Origin of the sequence: Pseudogulbenkiania subflava DSM 22618, assembly GCF_900177275.1 — a bacterium.
Taxonomy (GTDB): Bacteria; Pseudomonadota; Gammaproteobacteria; order Burkholderiales; family Chromobacteriaceae; genus Pseudogulbenkiania; species Pseudogulbenkiania subflava.
Window position 1 is genome coordinate 25,952 of sequence record NZ_FXAG01000026.1, and the last position, 20,778, is coordinate 46,729.

A 20,778-nucleotide genomic window follows, 5' to 3' on the forward strand; every position below is an offset into this window, starting at 1 on the left:
CTACCTCCCTCTCGCATTATCCCCGCAAGGCTCCACGCGCATGATCAGGCCGTGACGGCCGGTCACCCGAATCTGCTGGCCGCGACGCAGCGGCACCGCGCTCTCGACGCGCCACTGCTCGCCGCGAATGGTGGCCCAGCCCTCGCTCTGCAAGTCGTCGATGATTTCGCCGGTGCTGCCGATCAGCAGCACCTCGCCGCTCACCACCGGGCGCCGGCGCGCCTTCAGCGCCATGCCCGAGATGAGGAAGATGAACAGGCCGGAGCCCGCGGCGAGCGCCACGATCAGCCCGATCGGTACGCCGAAACCGGGCAGGTCGGTGTCGATCAGCATCACCCCGCCGATGACGAACATGACGATGCCGCCGATACCCAGCGCGCCGAAGCTGGGCAGGAAGGCCTCCGCCACCATGCACCCCAGCCCCAGCAGCATCAGCGCCAGTCCGGCGTAGTTCACCGGCAGCATCTGCAGGGCGTACAGACCCAGCAACAGGCAGGTGGCGCCGACCAGACCGGGCACGACGAAACCGGGGTTGGAGAACTCGAACAGCAGGCCGTAGATGCCGATCACCATTAGGATCATGGCGACGCTGGGGTCGGCGATGACGCCGAGAAAACGGCTGCGCCAGTCGGGCTGCAGCGTGATCACGGCGGCGCCGGCGGTGTGCAGCACCCGCTCGTCCTGCCCGATCCGGACCTTGCGGCCTTGCAGCTTGATCAGCAGGTCCGTGACATCGCGCGCCGTCAGGTCGATCACGTTTCTGGCCAGCGCCTCGTCGGCCGACAGGCTGACCGCCTCGCGCACCGCCTGCTCGCCCCAGGCGACATCGCGGCCACGCAGCTGCGCCAGGCCGCGGATGTAGGCGGCGGCATCGTTTATCTGCTTGTGGGTCAACGTGTCCTGGCTACTGCCGCCCTGCTCCTGCGCCGCTTCGCTGCTGCCGGATTTGCCGCCCCTGGCGGGCGGCTGTTCCGGCTGCGCGCCGGTGATGCCGATCTGGATCGGCGTGGCGGCGCCCACATTGGTGCCGGGGGCCATGGCGGCGATGTGGCTGGCGTAGAGGATGTAGGTGCCGGCGCTGGCGGCGCGTGCCCCGCTGGGAGCGACGAAACTCGCCACCGGTACCGGCGACGCGAGGATGGCCTTGATGATTTGCCGCATCGAGGTGTCGAGTCCGCCCGGGGTGTCCATTTGCAGTACCACCAGCTGGGCGCCCTCCTTCTCGGCACGGGCCAGGCTACGAGTGACGTGATCGGCGCCGACCGGCCCGATGGCCCCGATGAGCGGGATGACCATGACCGGTGGCCGCGGCGTGGCAGCAGTCGCCCCTCCCAGTAACAGCCCGAGCCAGGTAATGATGATGATGTGCCACAGCTTCATCATCGCAGGCGGTCCAATCAATCACGCGACAGTATAAATTTAGACCATGAACCCCATCTGCACGGCGATTTGCCGTGCGGATGGCCGGTCAGCCTGTTATGCATCCGCGGATGCAAGAACGGCTGGCATAAATGAGAAATGCCAAATGAGCAGTCCAAACGCGGCGATTGTGCCCAAGATAATGAAGGCCATGCTGTAACCGTAGTGATGCGCAATCATGCCTCCCAGTGCCGGGCTCAGTGAGGCACCGATGCCCTGAATCGCCATGACGGCGCCGAGTCCAATGTTGATATGTCCACTGCGCCTGAGTATCTGGGCCACCAATCCCGGCAGCGTCACACCAAGCAAGCCGGCGCCGATGCCGTCGAGTATCTGTACCGGAATCAATGCCCAGCTGGAATTCCAATAGCCGGCGATCAATCCGCGCACTGGCAGTGCCAGCAAAGCTGCCATCACTAATGTCCTGTATCCATAGCGAGTGGCAAACCGCCCTGCCAGCAAGGCCACGGGGATCATCACCAACTGTGCCACAACGATGGTCGATGCCGTGAAGGCACTGGGGTCGGCCAGCCCTTGCGAGATGATGGATTGGGTAAGCAAGGGCAGCATCGCGGCGTTGCCAAGGTGAAACAGCATCATCGTGATGGCCAGCACCTGCAAAGGAACCGAACTTATCAGCACCTTGCCGATCGATGTTCCGGGGGTGTCATTTTGAACCCCTCTTTCCAGCCCGCGTGCAACGTCGTGGTCAATGTCCTGCGGCTGGATCTTCGAGATGCAGACCAACGAACCGACGGCCATGAGAGCCATCAGGATGAATACGGCAGGCAAGCCCCAGTAATAACCCAGCAGCCCAGCCAATGTGGCCGATACCACGTTGCCGGTATGATTCCATGCTTCATTGATGCCCAGTTGATGCGGTAAGCGCTCGTGCCCGACGATGCCCAAGGTCATGCTCATGACGGTTGGGCCGATGAGTGCACCGACAATGGCAGTGCTGATCTGGGAGCCCACCGTGACGGCAAACGATGGAAAGATGAACAGTGCCAGCGCGCCGACGATGATGAGGATGACGCCAAGAGTCAGCAGCAATCGCTTGGACCGGGAGGCATCGATCAGCGCACCCAGCGGCGTGGTCGCCAGCATGCCGGCGATGCCGCCGATGGTCATGATGTAGCCGATATCATCCGCCCCCCAGCCTTGTCCAATCAGGAATGCGCCAAGAAAAGGGCCCAGCCCGTCGCGCACATCGGCAAGAAAGAAATTGAGTCTCGACAACCATGTTATGGAATGCGAACGCGCGTGCGTAGCCGTCATGATGACCTCTTATCCGATGGGGCCTTTGAAAATAAAAAATGCGCCGAGGCAAATAAACGCGAAGCCCGCCACATGATTGATGGTGAATTGTTCGCCAAGGTAGACGACAGAAAAGATGGAAAACACCACCAGGGTGATGACTTCCTGCATGGTCTTCAGCTCGGCAGCGTTGTAGACGCTGTGCCCGATCCGGTTTGCCGGCACGGCGAAGCAATATTCGACGAAGGCGATCAGCCAGCTGATCAGGATGACCACGTACAAGGGCTTGTTTTCAAACTTGAGATGGCCATACCAAGCGACGGTCATGAAGACGTTTGATACGAGCAGGAAAACAATGGGGAGAATTTGGGGTGACATGTGCAGTGTTTCTTTTCGATGACGAAGGCATTGTCGTCTCGCCCGGCCGGACGGACGAGACGATGCGAGATGGTCAATGTATCAAGGGGCGCGGTCGTAAATCGGCTGGAGCGCCGACAGGCTGGTGCCCAAGCTGATTGCTTCCAGCGAAGTGCCGTGGACATTGCGCGTCCCTAATCCGGATGCGGCAAACGGCGCGCCTTGCTGTACCGGGAGGCGCAGACTATCGGGAGGAAAGCGAACGATACTGCCATCGGTCAGGATGACGCCGTTGGCTTCGCCGCGTGGACCGGTCAGCACTGTCTCAATGCGCCCTTCCACCTGTTGAGTCTGCAAGCGCTGGGCGCGCAAATGGGGAGGGAGCGGCTGGCTGTCGCCGATAGCAGGAGGCTGGTTGAATACCGTTTGCGCTGTCGTTAGGTTGACGATGGCGTCGGCGTTGACGGTGCCGCGTGCTTCGAAACGCCCGAGGACCCGAATCATCTGTCCGGGCTTGACGGCGCGAGTGAGTGCATCGCTCATGTGGGGAGGAAGCTTGACGATGGTACCATCCGTCAGGCGCAGCCCGTCCACTTCGCCATAGGGATTGATCAGCATGCGCTTGACCTGGCCTTGCGCAACCGGCGGTACCACCATGCCGACGGAAGCAAAATGGTCCTGCGGAGGCAGCGGCGCTTCTGCCGGACCGGGTGGCAGTGCATTGGCATTCGCGGCAAACAGACTAATGGCCAGAACAATGGCCGAGGATGTATAAGTCGACATGACAACTCCTTGAGGTAATGGACTGCACCATCACATTGGCAAAAGCCGTGCCTGCAAAGGAGTTGTTTTAAATCAATGGGTTAAATATTGTTCTGTGGCGAGGCTGTCCGTATTGGAGACACCGGGGTGTCACCTGGGCGGACAGCCTCCGTCGCAAGGGTGGAAAGCTCAGGCAAGACCGAATTCGTCGAGTTTGCGATACAGCTGTTGGCGAGATAAGCCCAGGCGGCGGGCTGCATCGGCACGGTTTCCCGCCGTTGCTGCCAGCGCACGTACGATCATTTCTCGCTCGACGTAGGCAACAGCATCGGCCATGCTGCCATTCCAATCGATATCCGGGCGTGATGCAGAGCCCGCATTGGCTTGCAAGCCGATATGCTCGGCATCGATGAACTTGCCATGGCTGAGGATTGCAGCACGCTCCATGGCATTACGCAATTCGCGCACATTGCCTGGCCAGTGATGAGCCAGCAGCAACCGGGCGGCTGGGGGAGTGAGCTGTTTGGGTGTCTCGCCACCGATCAGCCGCAGGAAATGTTCGGCCAGTTGCAGCACATCGCTGAGACGCTCACGCAGCGGCGGCAAGACCACCGGCACCACCTGAAGCCGATACCACAAATCTTCCCTGAAGCGGCCTTCCTTGACCGCCGTCGGCAGATCACGATGGGTTGCCGCCACGATACGCACATCGACAGGGATCACCTGGCTGCCACCGATTGGTGAGATTTCCCGCTCCTGCAACGCCCGAAGAATCTTGGCCTGGGTCGGCAGGGGCATGTCACCGATTTCATCGAGGAACAAAGTGCCGCCGTCGGCTTCACGAAAACGCCCGGCCCTGTCGTTGACGGCGCCGGTAAAGGCCCCTTTGACATGGCCGAATAATTCGCTCTCCATCAGGTCGGTCGGAATGGCCGCGCAGTTGACGGCAATGAACGGTTTGGCGGCACGCACACTGTTGCGATGCAGGGCCCGCGCCACCAACTCCTTGCCTGTGCCGGTCTCTCCCAGGATCAACACTGTCGCATCGCTGCCCGCGGCAAGGCCGATGCGCTTGAAAACCTGGCGCATGGCTTCACTGCTGCTGACCAGCTCATCACGATCGGCGGATGTGCTGTCCCCCGATGGCGATCCGGCTGCATCGTGTCCAGCGTCGGAAATCTGCTTTTGTTGCAGTGCCCGCGTCAGCGTCTCCACCAATGCCTGTCGTGCTACCGGCTTGGTGAGATGATCGAAGGCCCCTAGGCGCATCGCCTCGATGGTATTGCTGCCGCTGGCGTAGGCGGTCAGCATGATGCATGGCACCTGCGAAACCTGTTTTGCCTGGCGCAGGAAAGCCAATCCATCCTGACCGGGGAGCCGCAAATCGACGATAGCTGCATCCACTACCTCGGTACGCAAGCGATGCAGGCCGGCCTCGGTCGTTTCGGCCTCAAGTACGATATGACGAAGATCATGCAGCATCTCCGCCAGGCCGCCGCGAAAGGCGGCGTCATCGTCGACGATCAGGATGCGTGCCATGGCAACTCCATTTCAAAACATGCCCCTTGCGGCCTCTCCGTCAATGCAATTTGACCGCCATGCGCCTGTACGATTTCACGCGCCAGGGTGAGTCCCAATCCCGTACCGCCGGGACGCGCGGTGGTGAAAGGTTCAAAAATACTGTCACGCAGCTCGGCTGGTATGCCTGCCCCATCATCGGCGACCCATAGCAGCAGGGCGCCGTTTTGCCGGCGCCGTGCGCCGAGTTCTATCACACCGCCCCGACCGGTATGCGCCAGCGCATTGAGCAGCAGGTTGTCCAGCGCCCGCGCCATCTGCACCGGATCCAGCACGGCAGCGCGCGCTGCCGTGTCGGGGTCAATGTTCAACTCGATATGAACCCCATTTCTTGCGGCGGTCTCGGCATGGGCCTGCTCCCGCTCGTCCAGCCACTCACCCAGATGAAGCGCCTTGCGCTCGACGCGAAACGGCTGGGTCAGCGCCAACAGGCTGGAAACCAATGCCTCCAGGCGTGCCGTCTGCGACAGAACCGACTCCAGCGCGCCTGCCACACGCGCTTCGCGTACATCCGCCGGAGCGGCGAGCGCATTTTCAGCCTTCATGCGCATGGTGCCCAGCGGATTGCGTATTTCATGCGCCAGGCCGGCCGATACACGTCCGAGCGTAGCCAGTCGTTCTGCCTGGGCCAACTGCTCCGACAGCTGTGCCGACTGCCGTCGCCAGCGCGTGAGCGTCCAGCCTAGCCACACGCCAGACACGATCACCAAACCCAGCAACAGACCCAGGGCGACGATCAACTGGTTCAATATCTCGGCGCCGATCACGGGCACACGCTTGAGTGTCCATGCGATCAGTCCCGTCGATTCTCCCTCGACGGGGCAGGCGGCAAACACCACCGCCTCGCGCAAACCAGGCCGTACATCGGAAATCAGGCTGGCGGAGTCCTGCGCCCGCTGTGCCGTGGATGCGATCCGTTCCAGTTCGGCGCTGGGCGGGTCGCGTTTGATTCCGGTGCCGTCATAGGTGGGGAAAGCATAGGCGACCACACCCTGTCCGGACTGCCAGAAACCGCCCTCCATACCGGGCTCGTCGCGCAGAGCAAGATCGATTACCGCCTGTGCTGCCGACGGAGTGACCGCTGCTGCGGCACCGTTGGCGTGCACGGCTGCCAGCCGGGCACGCACAGCGCCGGCACGGATCGTCTCGCAGCTGATCGAGGCGTGGCTTCGTGCCTGTGCAATCTGCGACGCAGCTCCCTGGCGGCTCAATTGCAGTAACAGCCATGTCAGTATCAGCGCAACGGCGGCAATCGATACCCAGAGAATCAGGAGATCGCGTTTGATGGTTTTTTGGGCTGACAGGGGGTGCCTCCTTGGAGCAACGTGGCGGCCTGATCCTATGCGACGTTCATGGGGCCGTCAAAATGCCTCGGTGACGGCCAAGAACCCAAGGTTTGGATTGGTATTCTTCTTGGGCGAAGTTACTCTTCCTCGTCCTCGCCGGATTCCAACGCTAGGTGTGAAGCCAGTTGCTTGTTGGACTTGATTCCCAGCTTGCGCAGCTTCTCGGCACTGGTGATCAGGTTGCCGCGTCCGCTCTGCAGTTTCTTCATCGCGTCGCCGAACGTATCCCGGGTGGTGTCGAGCTGCTTGCCGAGCTTTTCCATGCTGTCGACGAAGCCGACGAACTTGTCGTACATCGCACCGCTCTGCCGGGCGATCTCCTGGGCGTTCTGGTTCTGGTACTCGTAGCGCCAGATGCTGGCGACGGTGCGCAGCGTCGCCAGGAGCGTGCTTGGGCCGACGATCATGATGCGCCGCTCGAACGCTTCGTTGAACAGGCTCATGTCGTGTTGCACCGCCAGCAGATAAGCCGGCTCAACCGGTACGAACATGAACACGAAATCCAGCGTGTTGAGCTTGTACAGATCCTGGTAGCGCTTCTCCGACAGCGTGCGGATGTGGGCGCGGATGGCGGCGATGTGCGCCTTCAGTTCAGCTTCGCGCAAGGTGTCATCGCCGGCGGCGGTGTAGCGCACGTAGGCGTTGAGCGAGACCTTGGAGTCGACCACCAACTGCTTGCCTTCCGGCAGGTCGATCACCACGTCCGGCTGGTAGCGGCGGTTGCTGCCGTCCTCGGTTTCCACGGTGTCGGACACCTGTACGCGGTACTCGCGGTCTTTGTGCAGGCCGGAGGTCTCCAGCACCTTTTCCAGCACCATCTCGCCCCAAGTGCCCTGCGCCTTGCTGTTGGCGCCGGTGAGCGCGTTGGTCAGCGCCACGGCGTCGTGGTTGAGGCGGGTGTTGAGTTCCTGCAGCCGGCGCAGCTCCTGTTCCAGAGTCAGGCGCTCTTTCGAATCCTTGTCATAGGTGTCTTGTACCAGCTTGCCGAAGTTCTGAATGCGTTCGTGCAGCGGGGTCAGCAGTGAGCCCAGGTTTTCCTTGTTCTGCTCGGTGAAGCGGCGCGATTTTTCCTCGAGGATTTCGCTCGCCAGTGCCTTGAACTGGTTGGATAGCGCCTCCTTGGCCTCGTCGAGCAGTGCCAGTTTCTCGCGTGTTTGCTGGCGTTCCTTGTCGAGGGTGGTGACCAGTTCCTGTTCGCGTGCGGTCAGCCGGGTGATGTCTTCGGCCAACCTCGTGGCTAGTTCGCGTTCCTTGATCACCTGCAGCTGCGAGGCTTCCAGTTGACGCCCTTGCTCGGCGCGCGCCGCCAGCTGGCTTGCGGTATCGCGCAGCTCTCGTGTCAGTTGCTCGATGGCACGTTCGCGCTCGCCCAGCACCTGCTCCAGTTCCGGTACGCGCTGGGCACGGGTGGCATAACTGGCAATGCGCTGTTGGCTGTCGGTCAGTTGCTGGCGTGCTTCGGCCAACGTCGTGGCGAGATCGCGCTCTCGCATTTTCAGCTCTTCGACCTGCATCTGGCAGGCTTTCAGCTGGGCGCCGAGCGCCGCGTTGTCGGCTTGCCCTTCACCGCGGCCGCGCTGGTATTCGGTCTGGGCGCGCGATTTCTGCACCGACCACAGCGCCGCTCCGCCGACGATCAGGCCAACCAGCAATCCGATGATAATTTCCATTTTTTATCAGTGCCTTGTCGCGATGATTTCAAAGATGGGTTGAGGTTTTGGCCGCCGTGTGTCAAGTGGCAAGCATCAACTAATCAATGATTTACTGCCGTTTCTCAAACCAGGTTCGTAAAAGAGTATTGCAGGATGCCGACACTCAGCCGGCTGCAGCAATTTGATTCTGGTTATTTTCTTGCAAAAATAATGGCTTACGAACAACAGTTGCAAAAGATCGTGAACTGTTGATCTGCTTGATTTCTGATGCTCATTCCTTTTGTTTGCAATGGCTTGTCACGCTCTGTTCAAGCTAGTTATTAGCCACCCTGCCCGCGCGCTGCCAACTGCCAATGATCGAGGTAAATCTGCAGCTCCTTGCGGCTCTGCCATTCGTTGGCCACTACCTGGTATACCGCCTCGATCTCGTCCGGCAGCCAGTCGACCTGGTTGAAACGCATGGCGTCGAATTCCAACCCATCCTTGAACAGCCGCAGCTTGAGGTGCTTGTCGCCGACGATGCGCTGGCTCAGTACACGGAAGCGATCGCAGAAAGTCGGCGGCGGGAAGCCCTGCCCCCATACCTGTGCCGCCAACTCCTCGGCAAAGCCGAGATGTAGTTCACGCGGCCCGAGGCTGCCGTCGGTCTCCAGCGTGCGCGTCAGCTGCTGCTCGCTCATCCATTCGCGCGCCACGGTTTCGAAGGCCTGGCAGAAAGCGGGGAAGTCGGCTTCGGAGATGGTCAGGCCGGCCGCCATGGCATGGCCACCAAACTTGCGCAGCAGGCCGGGGTGGCGCTTGGACACCAGGTCGAGCGCGTCGCGCAGGTGGAAGCCAGGAATCGAACGGCCCGAGCCCTTGATCTCGCCCTCGTCACCCGGGGCGAATACGATGGACGGGCGATGGAAGCGCTCCTTGAGGCGCGAAGCGACGATGCCGACCACACCCTGGTGCCAGTCATCGCGGTATAGGGCCAGGGTGTGGCGCTCGGCCGGGTCGATGCTGGCGAGCACCGCCAGCGCCTCGTCCTGCATGCCGTGCTCGATCTGGCGCCGCTCGCGGTTCAGTGCATCCAGCTCTTGCGCCAGTTTCATGGCCTGGCTTTCGGTGGCCGCCAGCAGGCAGGCGATGCCGAGGCTCATGTCGTCGAGCCGGCCGGCGGCGTTCAGGCGCGGGCCGAGCGTGAAGCCGAGGTCGAAGGTGTTGGCCTTGTGGGCCATGCGCCCGGCGACGCGGAACAACGCCGCAATGCCCGGTACCATACGCCCGGCGCGCATGCGGCGCAGGCCGTTCTCGACCAGGATGCGGTTGTTCTGGTCGAGCCGCACCACGTCGGCCACGGTGCCGAGCGCGACGTAGTCGAGCAGTTCGCCGAGGTTGGGTTCCGGCTTGTCACCGAATGCTCCCCGCGTGCGCATCTCGGCGCGCAGCGCCATCAGGACGTAGAACATCACGCCGACGCCGGCCAGGTTCTTGGACGGGAACGGGCAGCCGGGCTGGTTGGGGTTGACGATCAGCGCATCCGGCAGCGTGTCGCCCGGCAGGTGGTGGTCGGTGACCAATACCTCGATGCCGCGCGCCTTGGCCGCTTCCACACCGGCTACGCTGGCGATGCCGTTGTCGACGGTGACGATGATGTCGGGCCGGTGCTGCGCGGCCAGCTCGACGATCTCCGGCGTCAATCCATAGCCGTACTCGAAGCGGTTGGGTACGATGAAGTCGACGATGGCGCCGTGCGCTGCCAGGCCCTTCATCGCCACGCTGCAGGCGGTGGCGCCGTCTGCATCGTAGTCGGCCACGACCAGCAGTCGCTCGCGCCGGACGATGGCGTCGGCCAGGCGGCGTGCCATGGCGTCGATGTTCTTGAGTTGCTGGAACGGCAGCAGCGCCTTCAGGCTGCAGTCGAGTTCGGCATGGCTGGTGATGCCACGCGCGGCGAACAGGCGTGCCATCAGCGGGCTGATGCCTTGAGCCTGTAGGGTGGCGTGGTGGTCTGGCGGGACGGAGCGGGTCTGGATGCGAGTCATTCGGCGGGATAGAGCGAAGTGAGAGGACGCGCGCGGCGCCAGAATTTCCACAGGTCGTAACGGGCCACGTTGGCCGAAAAACCGGCTTGGCCATGCGTTGTCAGGGTGAGCTGGCTGATGCGGCCGGCCTTGAGGGCGGCCAACAGCGGCGCAAACCAGTCGGCCTCCAGTTGCATCAGCGCGTCACGCCAGCCCCAGGCGTCGCGGTACTGCGCCGGCGCCAACAGTCGGTCGAGGTGTAGCAGCGCGGCATCCTCCCCGCGCAGTGCCTCGGCCAGGGCGTCAAAGGCAAACGGCACGCTGTCGGCGTGCTGCCCGGCCTGTTGCGCCAGCCCCTGCCAGGTGGGGTCGTCGCTGAACAGCCGTGCCGCCGGCGCCGTCGGCTGGGCCACCGCTTCGGCCTCGCCCCACAGCCAGACGCTGTTGACGCTCACCTCGCCCTGCGCCTCGCGCTGATCGTTGGTGGGGTGGGTGTAGAGCAGCATCTGCATCTCGTTGAGCCAGCGGCTCCACATCAGCCCGTTGCTGCCGCCCGGCAGGTGCTCGTTGATGTTCTCCCCCACCGCGTCCATCAACGGGGTGAAACTGGCGCCGCTGGCGGCAGCCAGTCGAACGTACCAGCGCCCGGGTTGCGGTGCGTAGAAGGTCATGCCGTCCTCGGCAAAGTGCCGGTTCAGGCTCCCGACCAAGGCGTCGGCTTCGTGCTGCGCCAGGTTCATCACCCCGACGTCGGCCAGCAGCGCACGGTCGCGGTCGATGCGCACGTGCACCGGATCGGCGATCAGCCAGTGGCCGGTGGAAGCGTCCAGGCCGGCAGCGAGTGCGCCTTGGCGTGCAGGGGCGAGATGCGAGAGGCCGAAGCTCTGGGCGGTCAGCGCCGACAGGGAGGTCGGTGCGGCGTCGATCCGGGCGCGGCCGAGCAAGGTCGCCAGCGCCGGCAGCGCCAGCCCCTTGAGCACCTCGGCACCGTCGTGGGCGTCGAGCCAGCTCAAGCCAGGGGCGATCAGGGTCAGTTTCATCGAGCAGAATCCAGGTGGGAATGACGACGCCGCGCAGGGGCGCGGCGTCGGGGCGACAATTCAGCCAGACCCCATTGGGGTAAGCCGGTTTCAGTCAGCGAGCGAGCCAAGGCAGGTTGAGTGCCGCCGGAGCACAGGAACCGGGATGTACACGGAGTACATGAGGATTCCCAATCGGCTGAGCGCATCTAAAGATGCGCACGCAGTCCGCCGGCGCTCAGGATGCGAAGGCGTAGCCGCTTAATGAACGGCGACTCAGGCCAGCGTCACGCGGGCAAACTTCCTCTTGCCCACCTGCAGCACCACGGTTACGCCGCGGTCCAGTTGCAGGCCCTTGTCTTCCACCTTCTCGCCGTCGATCTTGACGCCGCCCTGCTGGATCATGCGCAGTGCTTCCGAGGTCGATGCCACCAGCTGTGCCTCTTTCAGGACGTTGCCGATCGCCATCGCCGCGCCGTCGAGGGTCACGGTCACTTCCGGCAGGTCGTCAGGAATGGCGTTCTTCTGGAAGCGCGCCTCGAAGTCGGTCAGCGCGTCGATGGCCGCCTGCTCGCTGTGGAAGCGGGCCACCAGTTCCTGTGCTAGCAGTACCTTGATGTCGCGCGGGTTGCGGCCCTCGGCCACTTCCTGCTTGAACTGGGCGATCTCGTCCAGCGGACGGAACGAGACCAGCTCGTAGTAGCGCCACATTAGCGTGTCGGAGATCGACATCACCTTGCCGAAGATCTCGTTGGCCGGCTCGGCGATGCCGATGTAGTTGCCGAGCGACTTGGACATCTTGTTGACGCCGTCCAGGCCCTCCAGCAGCGGCATCATGATGACGCATTGCGGCTTCTGGCCGTGCTGCTGTTGCAGGGTGCGGCCCATCAGCAGGTTGAACTTCTGGTCGGTGCCGCCCAGCTCGATGTCAGCCTGCATCGCCACCGAATCGTAGCCCTGCATCAGCGGGTACATGAATTCGTGGATGGCGATCGGCTGGTTGCCGTAGAAGCGCTTGTTGAAGTCGTCGCGCTCCAGCATGCGGGCCACGGTCGAGCCGGCCGCAAGGCGCAGCATGCCGGCGGCGCCCAGCTCGCCCAGCCACGTGGAGTTGAAGCAGATCTCGGTCTTGGCCGGGTCAAGGATCTTGTACACCTGTTCGGCGTAGGTCTTGGCGTTGATCTGAATCTGTTCGGGCGTCAGCGGCGGACGGGTGGTGTTCTTGCCGGACGGGTCGCCGATCATGCCGGTGAAGTCGCCGATCAGGAACATGATGCGGTGGCCCAGGTCCTGCAGCTGACGCATCTTGGTCAACACCACAGTGTGGCCCAGGTGCAGATCGGGAGCGGTCGGGTCGAAGCCGGCCTTGACGCGCAGCGGGCGGTTTTCCTTCAGTTTCGCGATCAGTTCCGCTTCGATCAGCACCTCTTCGGCGCCGCGCTTGATGACGGCGAGAGCGTCGTCGATGGAAATGTCCGGACGTGCAACGGTGGTCATTCGGTGATCCTTGTTACCTGTAATTTCCGCCGGTTTCTCCACTGGGAAAATGCGATATGTCCCTGTTTTATCTGGAGATTAGGGTTCACCCGGCAGGGGGCATCTGTTAGTATGCGCGCTTTGCCCCGGAACTCATCGTGTTCGCCGGGGGACCAAGGCGAGGTTGGCCGACAAGGCCCTTCGCGTTGGCATACTGAATTTACGCAAGGCAGGAAACGCTTCCTGCCCAGACTCTAGAGAACAATGGATTATCGCAAACTGCTCAAGTTACCGCAAAGTTGTGTGCATCGCCTGATGAATCACCATCTGAGCTGGCTCGGCCTGGCCGCTTCCCTGCCCCTGTTCGGCGTGGTGACGGCGTTTGCCGTGGCCGGCAACGGTGATCAGCCCGAGCCGCCGCACGTCGATGTGGAAACCGTCACCCAGCGCCTGGCATTACCCGTCTACACCTCCAGCATCAGCACCACGCCCTACTGGCGTGATGAACAGGTCCAGCGCGGCGACACCCTCGGGCGGCTGCTCAACCGCCTTGGTGTCGGCAACGGCGAAGCCCAGCGCTTCCTCAATTCCAGCCCGCTGTCGAAGAACCTGCTCAAGCTCAAGGACGGTCAGACCCTCTCGGTGCAGACCAACGACGCCGGCGAACTGTTTGGCCTGCGTTTCCTGAACGACGATGAAAACGGCGAACAGGTCATGGTCGCCATTGAAAAGGCCAATGGCCAATGGCGTGCCAGTGCCGATCCGCTGGAAACCCAGACCATCCAGTCGATGCGCTCGATCGACATCGAGTCCGATGGCGTCGGCGCGGTCCTGTCCCGCGCCGGAGTGCCGCCAGAGATTCGTGCCCAGCTTAACGAAATCTTTACCGACCGCTTCGAGCTCGCCAGTCTGAAACAGGGTGACCGCATCAACCTGGTATTCGAAAGCCTGCTGTTCAACGGCTCGCCGATCGCCAACGGCAACCTGCTGGCAGCCGAGGTCGAGCACGGCGGGCAGAGTTACCGTGCCTATTACTTCGCCCACGACAGCGAATCCGGTGCCTACTACGACGAAAACGGCAATCCGATCAAGAAAGGCTTCAACGAACAGCCGGTGCGCGGTGCGCGCATCAGTTCCGGTTACGGCATGCGCTACCACCCGGTATTGCACTCGCTGCGCATGCACAAGGGGGTGGACTACGCCGCCGTCACCGGCACGCCGATCGTCGCTCCGGCCGACGGCATCGTCGCCACCGCCGAGACCGAGAACGGCTACGGCAACGTCGTCGTCATCCGTCACAGCGCCAAGATGTCGACGCTATACGGCCACATGAGCCGCTTTGCGCCGGGCATGCATGCCGGCAAAAGCGTCAAGGCGGGCGATCTGATCGGTTACGTTGGCTCCACCGGCCGTTCCACCGGCCCGCACCTGCATTTCGAGGTGCGCATCAACAACGAAGCGGTCGACCCGTCCACCGCGGCGCTGCCGACACCGGGCCTCTCCGCCCAGCAACGCTTGGCCTTCCGCCAAAGCAGCGTTAAGCTTTCTGCCAACCTCAAGCTACTGCGAGAGCTGCCGGTAACGGTAGCCCAACTGGACTGATGACTGAACGCTATATCGGACTGATGTCGGGCACCAGCCTCGACGGGGTCGACGCGGTGCTGGCCACCTTCGACGACGACGGCAACTGCAACGTGACTGTCGATTTCTTCGTACCCTACCCCGCGCTGGTGCGCGACGCCGTGCTGGCCTTGCAGCCCGCCGACGGTAACGAACTGGACCGGGCTGCGCGCCTGGGCAACACCCTGGCCGGGTTGTACGCCGAAGCCGTGCGAGGCGTGCTGGATACGGGGGGGCTGAGTGCCGCCGATATCACCGCCATCGGTTGCCACGGCCAGACCATCCGTCATGCCCCGCACGCCGGTTACACCCTGCAGATCGGCAATCTCGCCGGTCTGGCCGAAGCCACCGGTATCGATGTCTGCGGTGACTTCCGTAGCCGCGACATCGCCGCCGGCGGACACGGCGCGCCGCTGGTTCCTGCCTTCCACGAGGCGCTGTTTGCGCATCCGGAACAGGCCCACGCCATCGTCAATATCGGCGGCATCAGCAACCTGACCCGGCTCGATCCCGTGCAGCCGGTCATCGGCTTCGACTGTGGTCCCGGCAATATCCTGATGGACGCCTGGTGTCATCGTCATACCGGTGCCCGTTTCGACCAGAGCGGCGGCTGGGCGGCGTCCGGCCAGGTCGATGCCACGCTGTTGGAAAGCCTGCTGGCCGAGCCGTTCTTCGCTGTGGAACCGCCCAAGAGCACCGGCCGGGACCTGTTTGATCTGACCTGGCTGGATGCCCACCTCGCCGGATCCGAACTGGCTCCGGCCGACGTCCAGGCTACCCTGCTGGAACTGACCGCGGTCAGCATTGCCGACGCTGTCGAGCGTTGGGCGCCTACCGCCTCCTCGGTCTACGTCTGCGGCGGTGGCGCCATGAACGATCGCCTGATGGCGCGGTTGGCCGAAGCCTTGCCGGGACGCCAGCTCTCCACCACCGCCGTGCTAGGCTTGCCGGTACATCAGGTCGAAGCCGCCGCCTTTGCCTGGCTGGCGCGCCAGCTGATCCATCGCGAACCGGGCAATCTGGCCGCAGTAACGGGCGCGCGCGGTCCGCGCGTGCTGGGTGCGATCTATCCGCGCTAGTGTCGGGCCCTGCTGTCTGTCACTTCTATGAGATAGGCAATCGGCACGCCGCCGCTCCTCCGTCAAACAATGGGGTGGCGGTGGTCCCGGCATGGCGCTTCAATGCGCCCGCTGCGTCGTTTCAAATGTCATGACTGTCCGTGCTGCCTGGGCTCGGAGGCATTGGCCTGCTCGACGCGGGCTCAACGCCGCAATACGAATCCGCGCCGGCTCGGGCTATAATCTCCCACTGTCATCGCCTTCCCAGAGAAAAAATGCGACTTTTCAAGCGAAAGGCCGTCGTCAAGAATAATTCGACCCCGCTCCCTCCCCGTCTCGTCAGCCTGTTGCGCGAGGCCTGGTGGTTATTGATGGCGGTGGCCGCGGTATACCTCGTCCTTATCCTAGCCAGTTACTCGCCGCACGACCCATCCTGGTCGCACAGTTCACCAGACCCTTCGGTGCGCAACTACGGCGGCGCCTTCGGTGCCTGGGTCTCGGACCTGATGCTCTATCTATTTGGTCTCTCCGCCTGGTGGGTGGTGGTGTTCTGTCTGGTGGCTATCAGTTGGGGCTACAAGCGCATCGAAACGCTAGGGCTGCGCCTCAATCCGATGACCGTCGCCGCCATCGCCGGCTTCTTCATGCTGCTTTTGGCCAGTGCCGGGCTGGAAGGCCTGTTCCTGGCTGGCAAGGCACTCCGGCTGCCGCTTGCTGCCGGCGGCATGCTGGGGCACTTTTTCGGCAATGCCGCTTCTCGCGCCTTTGGCCTTCCCGGCGCCACGTTGCTGCTGTCGGTGTTAGGCGCCATCGGCCTGTCCCTGTTTACCGGCCTGTCGTGGCTCGACCTGATGGAGCGGATCGGTACCGCCATCGAAGAGAACGCTCTCAAAGCGTGGTACGCCTGGCAGGCGCGCAAGGACCGCGAAATCGGACGCGAAGTAGCGCAACAGCGCGAAAACAAGGTCACCACCGAAAAGAAAAAAGCCGAAGAAAAACCGCCGGTGCGTATCGAGCCGCCGGTGCTTGAGGTACCCGTCTCGCCCAAGGTGCAAAAACCGGTGCAACAATCGTTGTTCTCAGCGCCGGGTGATGGCGAACTGCCGGGACTGGCACTGCTGGAGCCGCCCAAGGAGCAGACTGAGTCGGTATCGCAGGAAACGGTCGAGTACACCTCGCGCCTGATCGAACGCAAGCTGGCCGACTTCGGCGTCGAAGTGAAGGTCATCGCCGCCTACCCGGGGCCGGTGATCACGCGCTACGAAATTGAACCGGCCGTGGGCGTCAAGGGGGCCCAGATCGTCAACCTGATGAAGGACTTGGCGCGGGCCCTGTCGCTGGTCTCCATCCGTGTGGTGGAAACCATTCCCGGCAAGACCTACATGGGATTGGAGTTGCCCAACCCGAAACGTCAGATCGTCCGTCTGTCGGAGATCATCGGCTCGGAAACCTACCAGAACCTCACCTCGCGCCTGACCATGGCGCTGGGCAAGGACATCGCCGGCCAGCCGATCTCGGCCGATCTGGCCAAGATGCCGCACGTGCTGGTGGCGGGCACCACGGGGTCGGGTAAATCGGTCGCCATCAACGCCATGATCCTGTCGCTGCTGTACAAGGCGACGCCGCGTGAAGTGCGCCTGATCATGGTCGATCCGAAAATGCTCGAACTGTCGATCTACGAAGGCATTCCGCATCTGCTGGCGCCCGTGGTCACCGACATGAAGCAGGCTGCCAACGCACTCAACTGGTGCGTGGCCGAGATGGAAAAGCGCTACAAGCTGATGTCCAAGCTCGGCGTGCGCAACCTCGCCGGCTACAACCAGAAGATCAAGGACGCCGACAAGGCCGGGCAGAAGATCCCGAACCCGTTCTCGCTGACACCCGAAACGCCCGAGCCGCTGGAGACGCTGCCGCTCATCGTCGTGGTCATCGACGAACTGGCCGACCTGATGATGGTCGCCGGCAAGAAGATTGAAGAACTGATTGCGCGTCTCGCGCAAAAGGCCCGCGCCGCCGGCATTCACCTCATCCTGGCCACCCAGCGTCCGTCGGTGGACGTCATTACCGGCCTCATCAAGGCGAATATCCCGACCCGCATCGCGTTCCAGGTCTCGAGCAAGATCGACTCGCGAACCATTCTCGACCAGATGGGCGCCGAGGCGCTGCTGGGTCAGGGGGACATGCTCTATCTGCCGCCGGGCACCGGTTACCCGCTACGGGTACACGGCGCCTTCGTCGCCGATGACGAAGTGCATCAGGTTGTGGAGTATCTCAAGACCACCGGCGAGCCCGACTACGTCGAAGGCATCCTCTCCGGCCAGGCAGAAAGCGACGACGGCAGTGGATTCGATGCGTCTGGCGGCGGCGAAGGGGGCGAAGCCGATGCCCTCTATGACGAGGCCGTGGCCATCGTGTTGAAAACCCGCAAGGCGTCGATTTCCTCTGTACAGCGCCACCTGCGTATCGGCTATAACCGCGCCGCCCGCCTGATCGAGCAGATGGAAAGCGCCGGCCTGGTCTCGCCGATGGAAACCAACGGCAATCGCTCCGTGCTGGTTCCCGCCAGGGACGACTGATTCACCCCAGCCTGACGGCAGCCGCCTTACCCGGCTGCCGTTTTTTTGTCTGCTGCCTTTTGTGCCTACTGCTACCCCTTAAGGACACACCATGTCCCTCTACAACAAAGAACCCGCCTTTCAGCACGACTACACTCCCAAGACCGGTGTGTTGCTGCTCAACCTGGGTACGCCGGACGCGCCCACCGGCAAGGCCCTGCGTCCCTATCTCAAGCAATTCCTGTCCGATCCGCGAGTGGTCGAACTCCCCCGCGCCTTGTGGTGGCTGATTCTCAACGGCATCATCCTCAACACCCGACCGCGCAAGTCGGCAGAAAAATATGCGGCGATCTGGGGCAAGGAAGGCTCTCCCCTGCTCGCCCATACGCAGCGCCAAACCAAGCTGTTGCGCGGTTACCTGGGCGAGAACGGGCACCGCAACCTGGTCGTCGATTTCGCCATGCGCTATGGCTTCCCTTCCGTAGAGCAGGTCATCACCGGCATGCGCAGTCAAGGGGTGGAGCGTCTCCTGGTCGTGCCGCTTTACCCTCAGTACGCCGCCTCTTCCAGTGCCACCGCGCTCGATGACGTGTTCCGCACCCTGATGAAGTTGCGCAACATGCCCGAGTTGCGCACGGTGCGACATTTTCACGATGATCCCGGCTATATCCGCGCCCTGGCGGAGCAGGTTCGGGCGCACTGGCAGCGGCATGGTCGTGCTGACAAGCTGGTCATGAGTTTTCATGGCGTGCCGCGCTTTACCCTGGACAAGGGAGATCCCTATCACTGCGAGTGTCAAAAGACCGGGCGTTTGCTGGCGGAGGAACTGGGGCTGGGCAAGGATCAGTACGTTGTCTGTTTCCAGAGCCGTTTCGGCCGGGCTGAATGGCTGAAGCCCTACACCTCGGAAGTGCTGGCCCAGTTGGGAAAAAACCATACTGCTCGGGTCGACGTCATCTGCCCCGGGTTCGTCTCCGATTGCCTGGAAACCCTCGAGGAAATGGCGATGGAAGGCAAGGAAACCTTTCTGACCCATGGGGGCGGCGAATACCGCTATATCCCCTGTCTTAACGACAGCCCGCAATGGATTGCGGCATTGGCTGGCCTGGTCGAGAAGAACCTTGCCGGTTGGGAGTCACTCGCTGCCGAGCCGGCCGAGCAACGGCTGCTTCGGGCCAGGAGTATTGGCGCCACCAAGTAGCCGAGTCCTGCCTGTTTATTTTTGTCGGATTTGTGTCATTCAGTTCGTTGACAGGGTGAAAGTGCCTGCGCATAATCATTTGCAGCTGGGAGCTATTCCAAAAGAATAGACCTGCCGGTAAACATATAGATCGCTAAATCTACATAGATAAGATCAGGGGAAATCGAACATGAACAAATACGCTCGTCTGAGCCTCATCGCTGCTGCTGCCGTTACGCTGGTTGCTTGCGGCAAGCAAGAACAAAAAGCCGCTGAAGGCGGCGCTTCTGCCCCGCAAGCGGAAGCCAGCGGTCAAACCGTTGTCAAGATCGGCCAAGTTTCTCCGATGACCGGCCCGATCTCCCACCTGGGCAAAGACAACGAATTCGGCGCACAACTGGCTATCGAAGACCTGAATGCCGAAGGCATCGAAGTCGGCGGCAAGAAAGTCAAGTTCGAACTGGTTTCCGAAGACGACCAAGGCGACCCGAAAATCGGCACCCAGGTTGCTCAGCGCCTGGTCGACGCCGGTGTGGTCGGCGTTGTTGGTCACCTGAACTCCGGCACCACCATCCCGGCCTCCAAGATCTACTCTGATGCTGGCATCCCGCAGATTTCCCCGTCTGCCACCAACCCCGACTACACCAAGCAAGGCTTCAAGACCACCTTCCGCGTCATCGCCAACGATGTGCAGCAAGGCACCGCTCTTGGCCAGTTTGCCGCCGATGGCCTGAAAGCCAAGAAAGTCGCCATCATCGATGACCGTACCGCGTACGGTCAGGGTCTGGCCGACGAATTCGAGAAGGCCGTCAAGGGCAAGGGTGTCAATGTGGTGAAGCGCGAATTCACCACCAACACCGCCACCGACTTCAACGCCATCCTCACCTCGATCAAGGCCACCCAGCCTGACGTGGTATTCTACGGCGGCATGGACGCCCAGGCTGGCCCGTTGGCCAAGCAGATGAAGCGCTTGGGTATCAAGGCCAAACTGATGGGTGGCGATGGCTGGCAGACTCCGGAATTCATCAAGCTGGCCGGCGATGCTTCCGAAGGCCAACTGGCTTCCAGCTGCGGCGTGCCGCGTGACAAGATGCCGGGCTTTGCCGAATTCGATAAGAAGTTCAAGGCCAAGTTCAACACCGAAGTGCAGATCTACGCTCCGTACGAGTACGATGCCGTTCGTGTTCTGGTCGACTCCATGAAGCGTGCCGGCTCGACCGATCCGAAGAAATACCTGGCTGAAGTGGGCAAGACCAGCTACACCGGTGTAACCGGCAAGATCTCGTTCGACGACAAGGGCGACATCAAGAACGGCGCGGTGACTGTTTACCAGGTCAAGAATGGCAAGTGGGAAGTGGTCTCCACCGTGGGTGGCGAACCGGTTGCCGCCGCTGCTGCTCCGGCTGCCAGCGCCGCCCAGTAATCGATTCCTGCAAGTTAAAACGGCGCCTTCGGCGCCGTTTTTTTTGTGCCTTCCCGATGACGAGCCGCAC

At 62.3% G+C, this 20,778-nt stretch carries 15 protein-coding genes; 5 read left to right on the plus strand and 10 right to left on the minus strand.

Annotated elements, in window-relative coordinates; translation table 11 throughout:
- From B9N72_RS18320 to tyrS, 10 genes are all read right to left on the minus strand, one after another.
- Nucleotides 1-1,383: an NfeD family protein gene (locus B9N72_RS18320; protein ID WP_085277648.1), complete on the minus strand. Its 1,383-nt coding sequence runs from the start codon at nt 1,381-1,383 to the stop codon at nt 1-3.
- Between the two features lie 93 nt (nt 1,384-1,476).
- Nucleotides 1,477-2,697: an MFS transporter gene (locus tag B9N72_RS18325; protein WP_085277649.1), complete on the minus strand. Its 1,221-nt coding sequence runs from the start codon at nt 2,695-2,697 to the stop codon at nt 1,477-1,479.
- A 9-nt stretch (nt 2,698-2,706) separates the two neighbouring features.
- Nucleotides 2,707-3,054, minus strand: a complete 348-nt coding sequence (locus tag B9N72_RS18330) for a DMT family protein (RefSeq protein WP_085277650.1) — start codon at nt 3,052-3,054, stop codon at nt 2,707-2,709.
- Between the two features lie 81 nt (nt 3,055-3,135).
- Nucleotides 3,136-3,816: a hypothetical protein gene (locus B9N72_RS18335; RefSeq protein ID WP_085277651.1), complete on the minus strand. Its 681-nt coding sequence runs from the start codon at nt 3,814-3,816 to the stop codon at nt 3,136-3,138.
- 168 nt (nt 3,817-3,984) lie between these two features.
- A complete protein-coding gene (locus B9N72_RS18340; protein WP_085277652.1) occupies nt 3,985-5,334 on the minus strand; it encodes a sigma-54-dependent transcriptional regulator in 1,350 nt (449 codons plus the stop codon).
- A complete protein-coding gene (locus tag B9N72_RS18345; RefSeq protein ID WP_234986043.1) occupies nt 5,319-6,584 on the minus strand; it encodes an ATP-binding protein in 1,266 nt (421 codons plus the stop codon). Before B9N72_RS18345 ends, B9N72_RS18340 begins: the two co-directional genes overlap by 16 nt.
- A 212-nt stretch (nt 6,585-6,796) precedes the next feature.
- Entirely contained in the window at nt 6,797-8,389 is a 1,593-nt protein-coding gene (rmuC, locus tag B9N72_RS18350; RefSeq protein ID WP_085277654.1) for a DNA recombination protein RmuC, read from the minus strand.
- A gap of 302 nt (nt 8,390-8,691) precedes the next feature.
- Nucleotides 8,692-10,398, minus strand: a complete 1,707-nt coding sequence (gene recJ, locus B9N72_RS18355; RefSeq protein WP_085277655.1) for a single-stranded-DNA-specific exonuclease RecJ — start codon at nt 10,396-10,398, stop codon at nt 8,692-8,694.
- Nucleotides 10,395-11,417 (minus strand): hypothetical protein, encoded by a 1,023-nt coding sequence (locus B9N72_RS18360; RefSeq protein WP_085277656.1) that lies wholly within the window; start codon nt 11,415-11,417, stop codon nt 10,395-10,397. Before B9N72_RS18360 ends, recJ begins: the two co-directional genes overlap by 4 nt.
- A 255-nt stretch (nt 11,418-11,672) precedes the next feature.
- The gene (tyrS, locus tag B9N72_RS18365; protein WP_085277657.1) at nt 11,673-12,893 is read right to left on the minus strand and encodes a tyrosine--tRNA ligase; all 1,221 of its coding nucleotides are present in this window, start codon (nt 12,891-12,893) and stop codon (nt 11,673-11,675) included.
- Nucleotides 12,894-13,136: 243 nt separating this feature from the next.
- Between tyrS and B9N72_RS18370 the strand changes: the two genes are divergently transcribed.
- The 5 genes from B9N72_RS18370 (at nt 13,137) to B9N72_RS18390 (ending at nt 20,708) form a co-directional block, all read left to right on the plus strand.
- The gene (locus B9N72_RS18370) at nt 13,137-14,474 is read left to right on the plus strand and encodes a M23 family metallopeptidase (protein WP_085277658.1); all 1,338 of its coding nucleotides are present in this window, start codon (nt 13,137-13,139) and stop codon (nt 14,472-14,474) included.
- Nucleotides 14,474-15,571, plus strand: coding sequence for an anhydro-N-acetylmuramic acid kinase (locus tag B9N72_RS18375; RefSeq protein WP_085277659.1), 1,098 nt, complete (start codon nt 14,474-14,476; stop codon nt 15,569-15,571). Before B9N72_RS18370 ends, B9N72_RS18375 begins: the two co-directional genes overlap by 1 nt.
- 254 nt (nt 15,572-15,825) lie before the next feature.
- Complete coding sequence (locus B9N72_RS18380; protein WP_085277660.1) at nt 15,826-18,126, plus strand: DNA translocase FtsK; 2,301 nt, start codon at nt 15,826-15,828, stop codon at nt 18,124-18,126.
- A gap of 91 nt (nt 18,127-18,217) precedes the next feature.
- A complete protein-coding gene (gene hemH, locus B9N72_RS18385; protein ID WP_085277661.1) occupies nt 18,218-19,306 on the plus strand; it encodes a ferrochelatase in 1,089 nt (362 codons plus the stop codon).
- 169 nt (nt 19,307-19,475) lie between these two features.
- Nucleotides 19,476-20,708 (plus strand): branched-chain amino acid ABC transporter substrate-binding protein, encoded by a 1,233-nt coding sequence (locus tag B9N72_RS18390; protein ID WP_085277662.1) that lies wholly within the window; start codon nt 19,476-19,478, stop codon nt 20,706-20,708.
- Nucleotides 20,709-20,778: the final 70 nt, after the last annotated feature.

Excerpts from the sequence above, each read along its gene's own strand:
- hemH (WP_085277661.1), top strand. The coding sequence starts at position 18,218 with ATGTCCCTCTACAACAAAGAACCCGCCTTTCAGCACGACTACACTCCC.
- B9N72_RS18320 (WP_085277648.1), bottom strand. The coding sequence starts at position 1,383 with ATGATGAAGCTGTGGCACATCATCATCATTACCTGGCTCGGGCTGTTA.
- B9N72_RS18330 (WP_085277650.1), bottom strand. The coding sequence starts at position 3,054 with ATGTCACCCCAAATTCTCCCCATTGTTTTCCTGCTCGTATCAAACGTC.
- B9N72_RS18335 (WP_085277651.1), bottom strand. The coding sequence starts at position 3,816 with ATGTCGACTTATACATCCTCGGCCATTGTTCTGGCCATTAGTCTGTTT.
- B9N72_RS18360 (WP_085277656.1), bottom strand. The coding sequence starts at position 11,417 with ATGAAACTGACCCTGATCGCCCCTGGCTTGAGCTGGCTCGACGCCCAC.
- B9N72_RS18370 (WP_085277658.1), top strand. The coding sequence starts at position 13,137 with ATGGATTATCGCAAACTGCTCAAGTTACCGCAAAGTTGTGTGCATCGC.
- B9N72_RS18340 (WP_085277652.1), bottom strand. The coding sequence starts at position 5,334 with ATGGCACGCATCCTGATCGTCGACGATGACGCCGCCTTTCGCGGCGGC.
- B9N72_RS18375 (WP_085277659.1), top strand. The coding sequence starts at position 14,474 with ATGACTGAACGCTATATCGGACTGATGTCGGGCACCAGCCTCGACGGG.
- B9N72_RS18390 (WP_085277662.1), top strand. The coding sequence starts at position 19,476 with ATGAACAAATACGCTCGTCTGAGCCTCATCGCTGCTGCTGCCGTTACG.
- B9N72_RS18325 (WP_085277649.1), bottom strand. The coding sequence starts at position 2,697 with ATGACGGCTACGCACGCGCGTTCGCATTCCATAACATGGTTGTCGAGA.
- tyrS (WP_085277657.1), bottom strand. The coding sequence starts at position 12,893 with ATGACCACCGTTGCACGTCCGGACATTTCCATCGACGACGCTCTCGCC.
- recJ (WP_085277655.1), bottom strand. The coding sequence starts at position 10,398 with ATGACTCGCATCCAGACCCGCTCCGTCCCGCCAGACCACCACGCCACC.
- rmuC (WP_085277654.1), bottom strand. The coding sequence starts at position 8,389 with ATGGAAATTATCATCGGATTGCTGGTTGGCCTGATCGTCGGCGGAGCG.
- B9N72_RS18380 (WP_085277660.1), top strand. The coding sequence starts at position 15,826 with ATGCGACTTTTCAAGCGAAAGGCCGTCGTCAAGAATAATTCGACCCCG.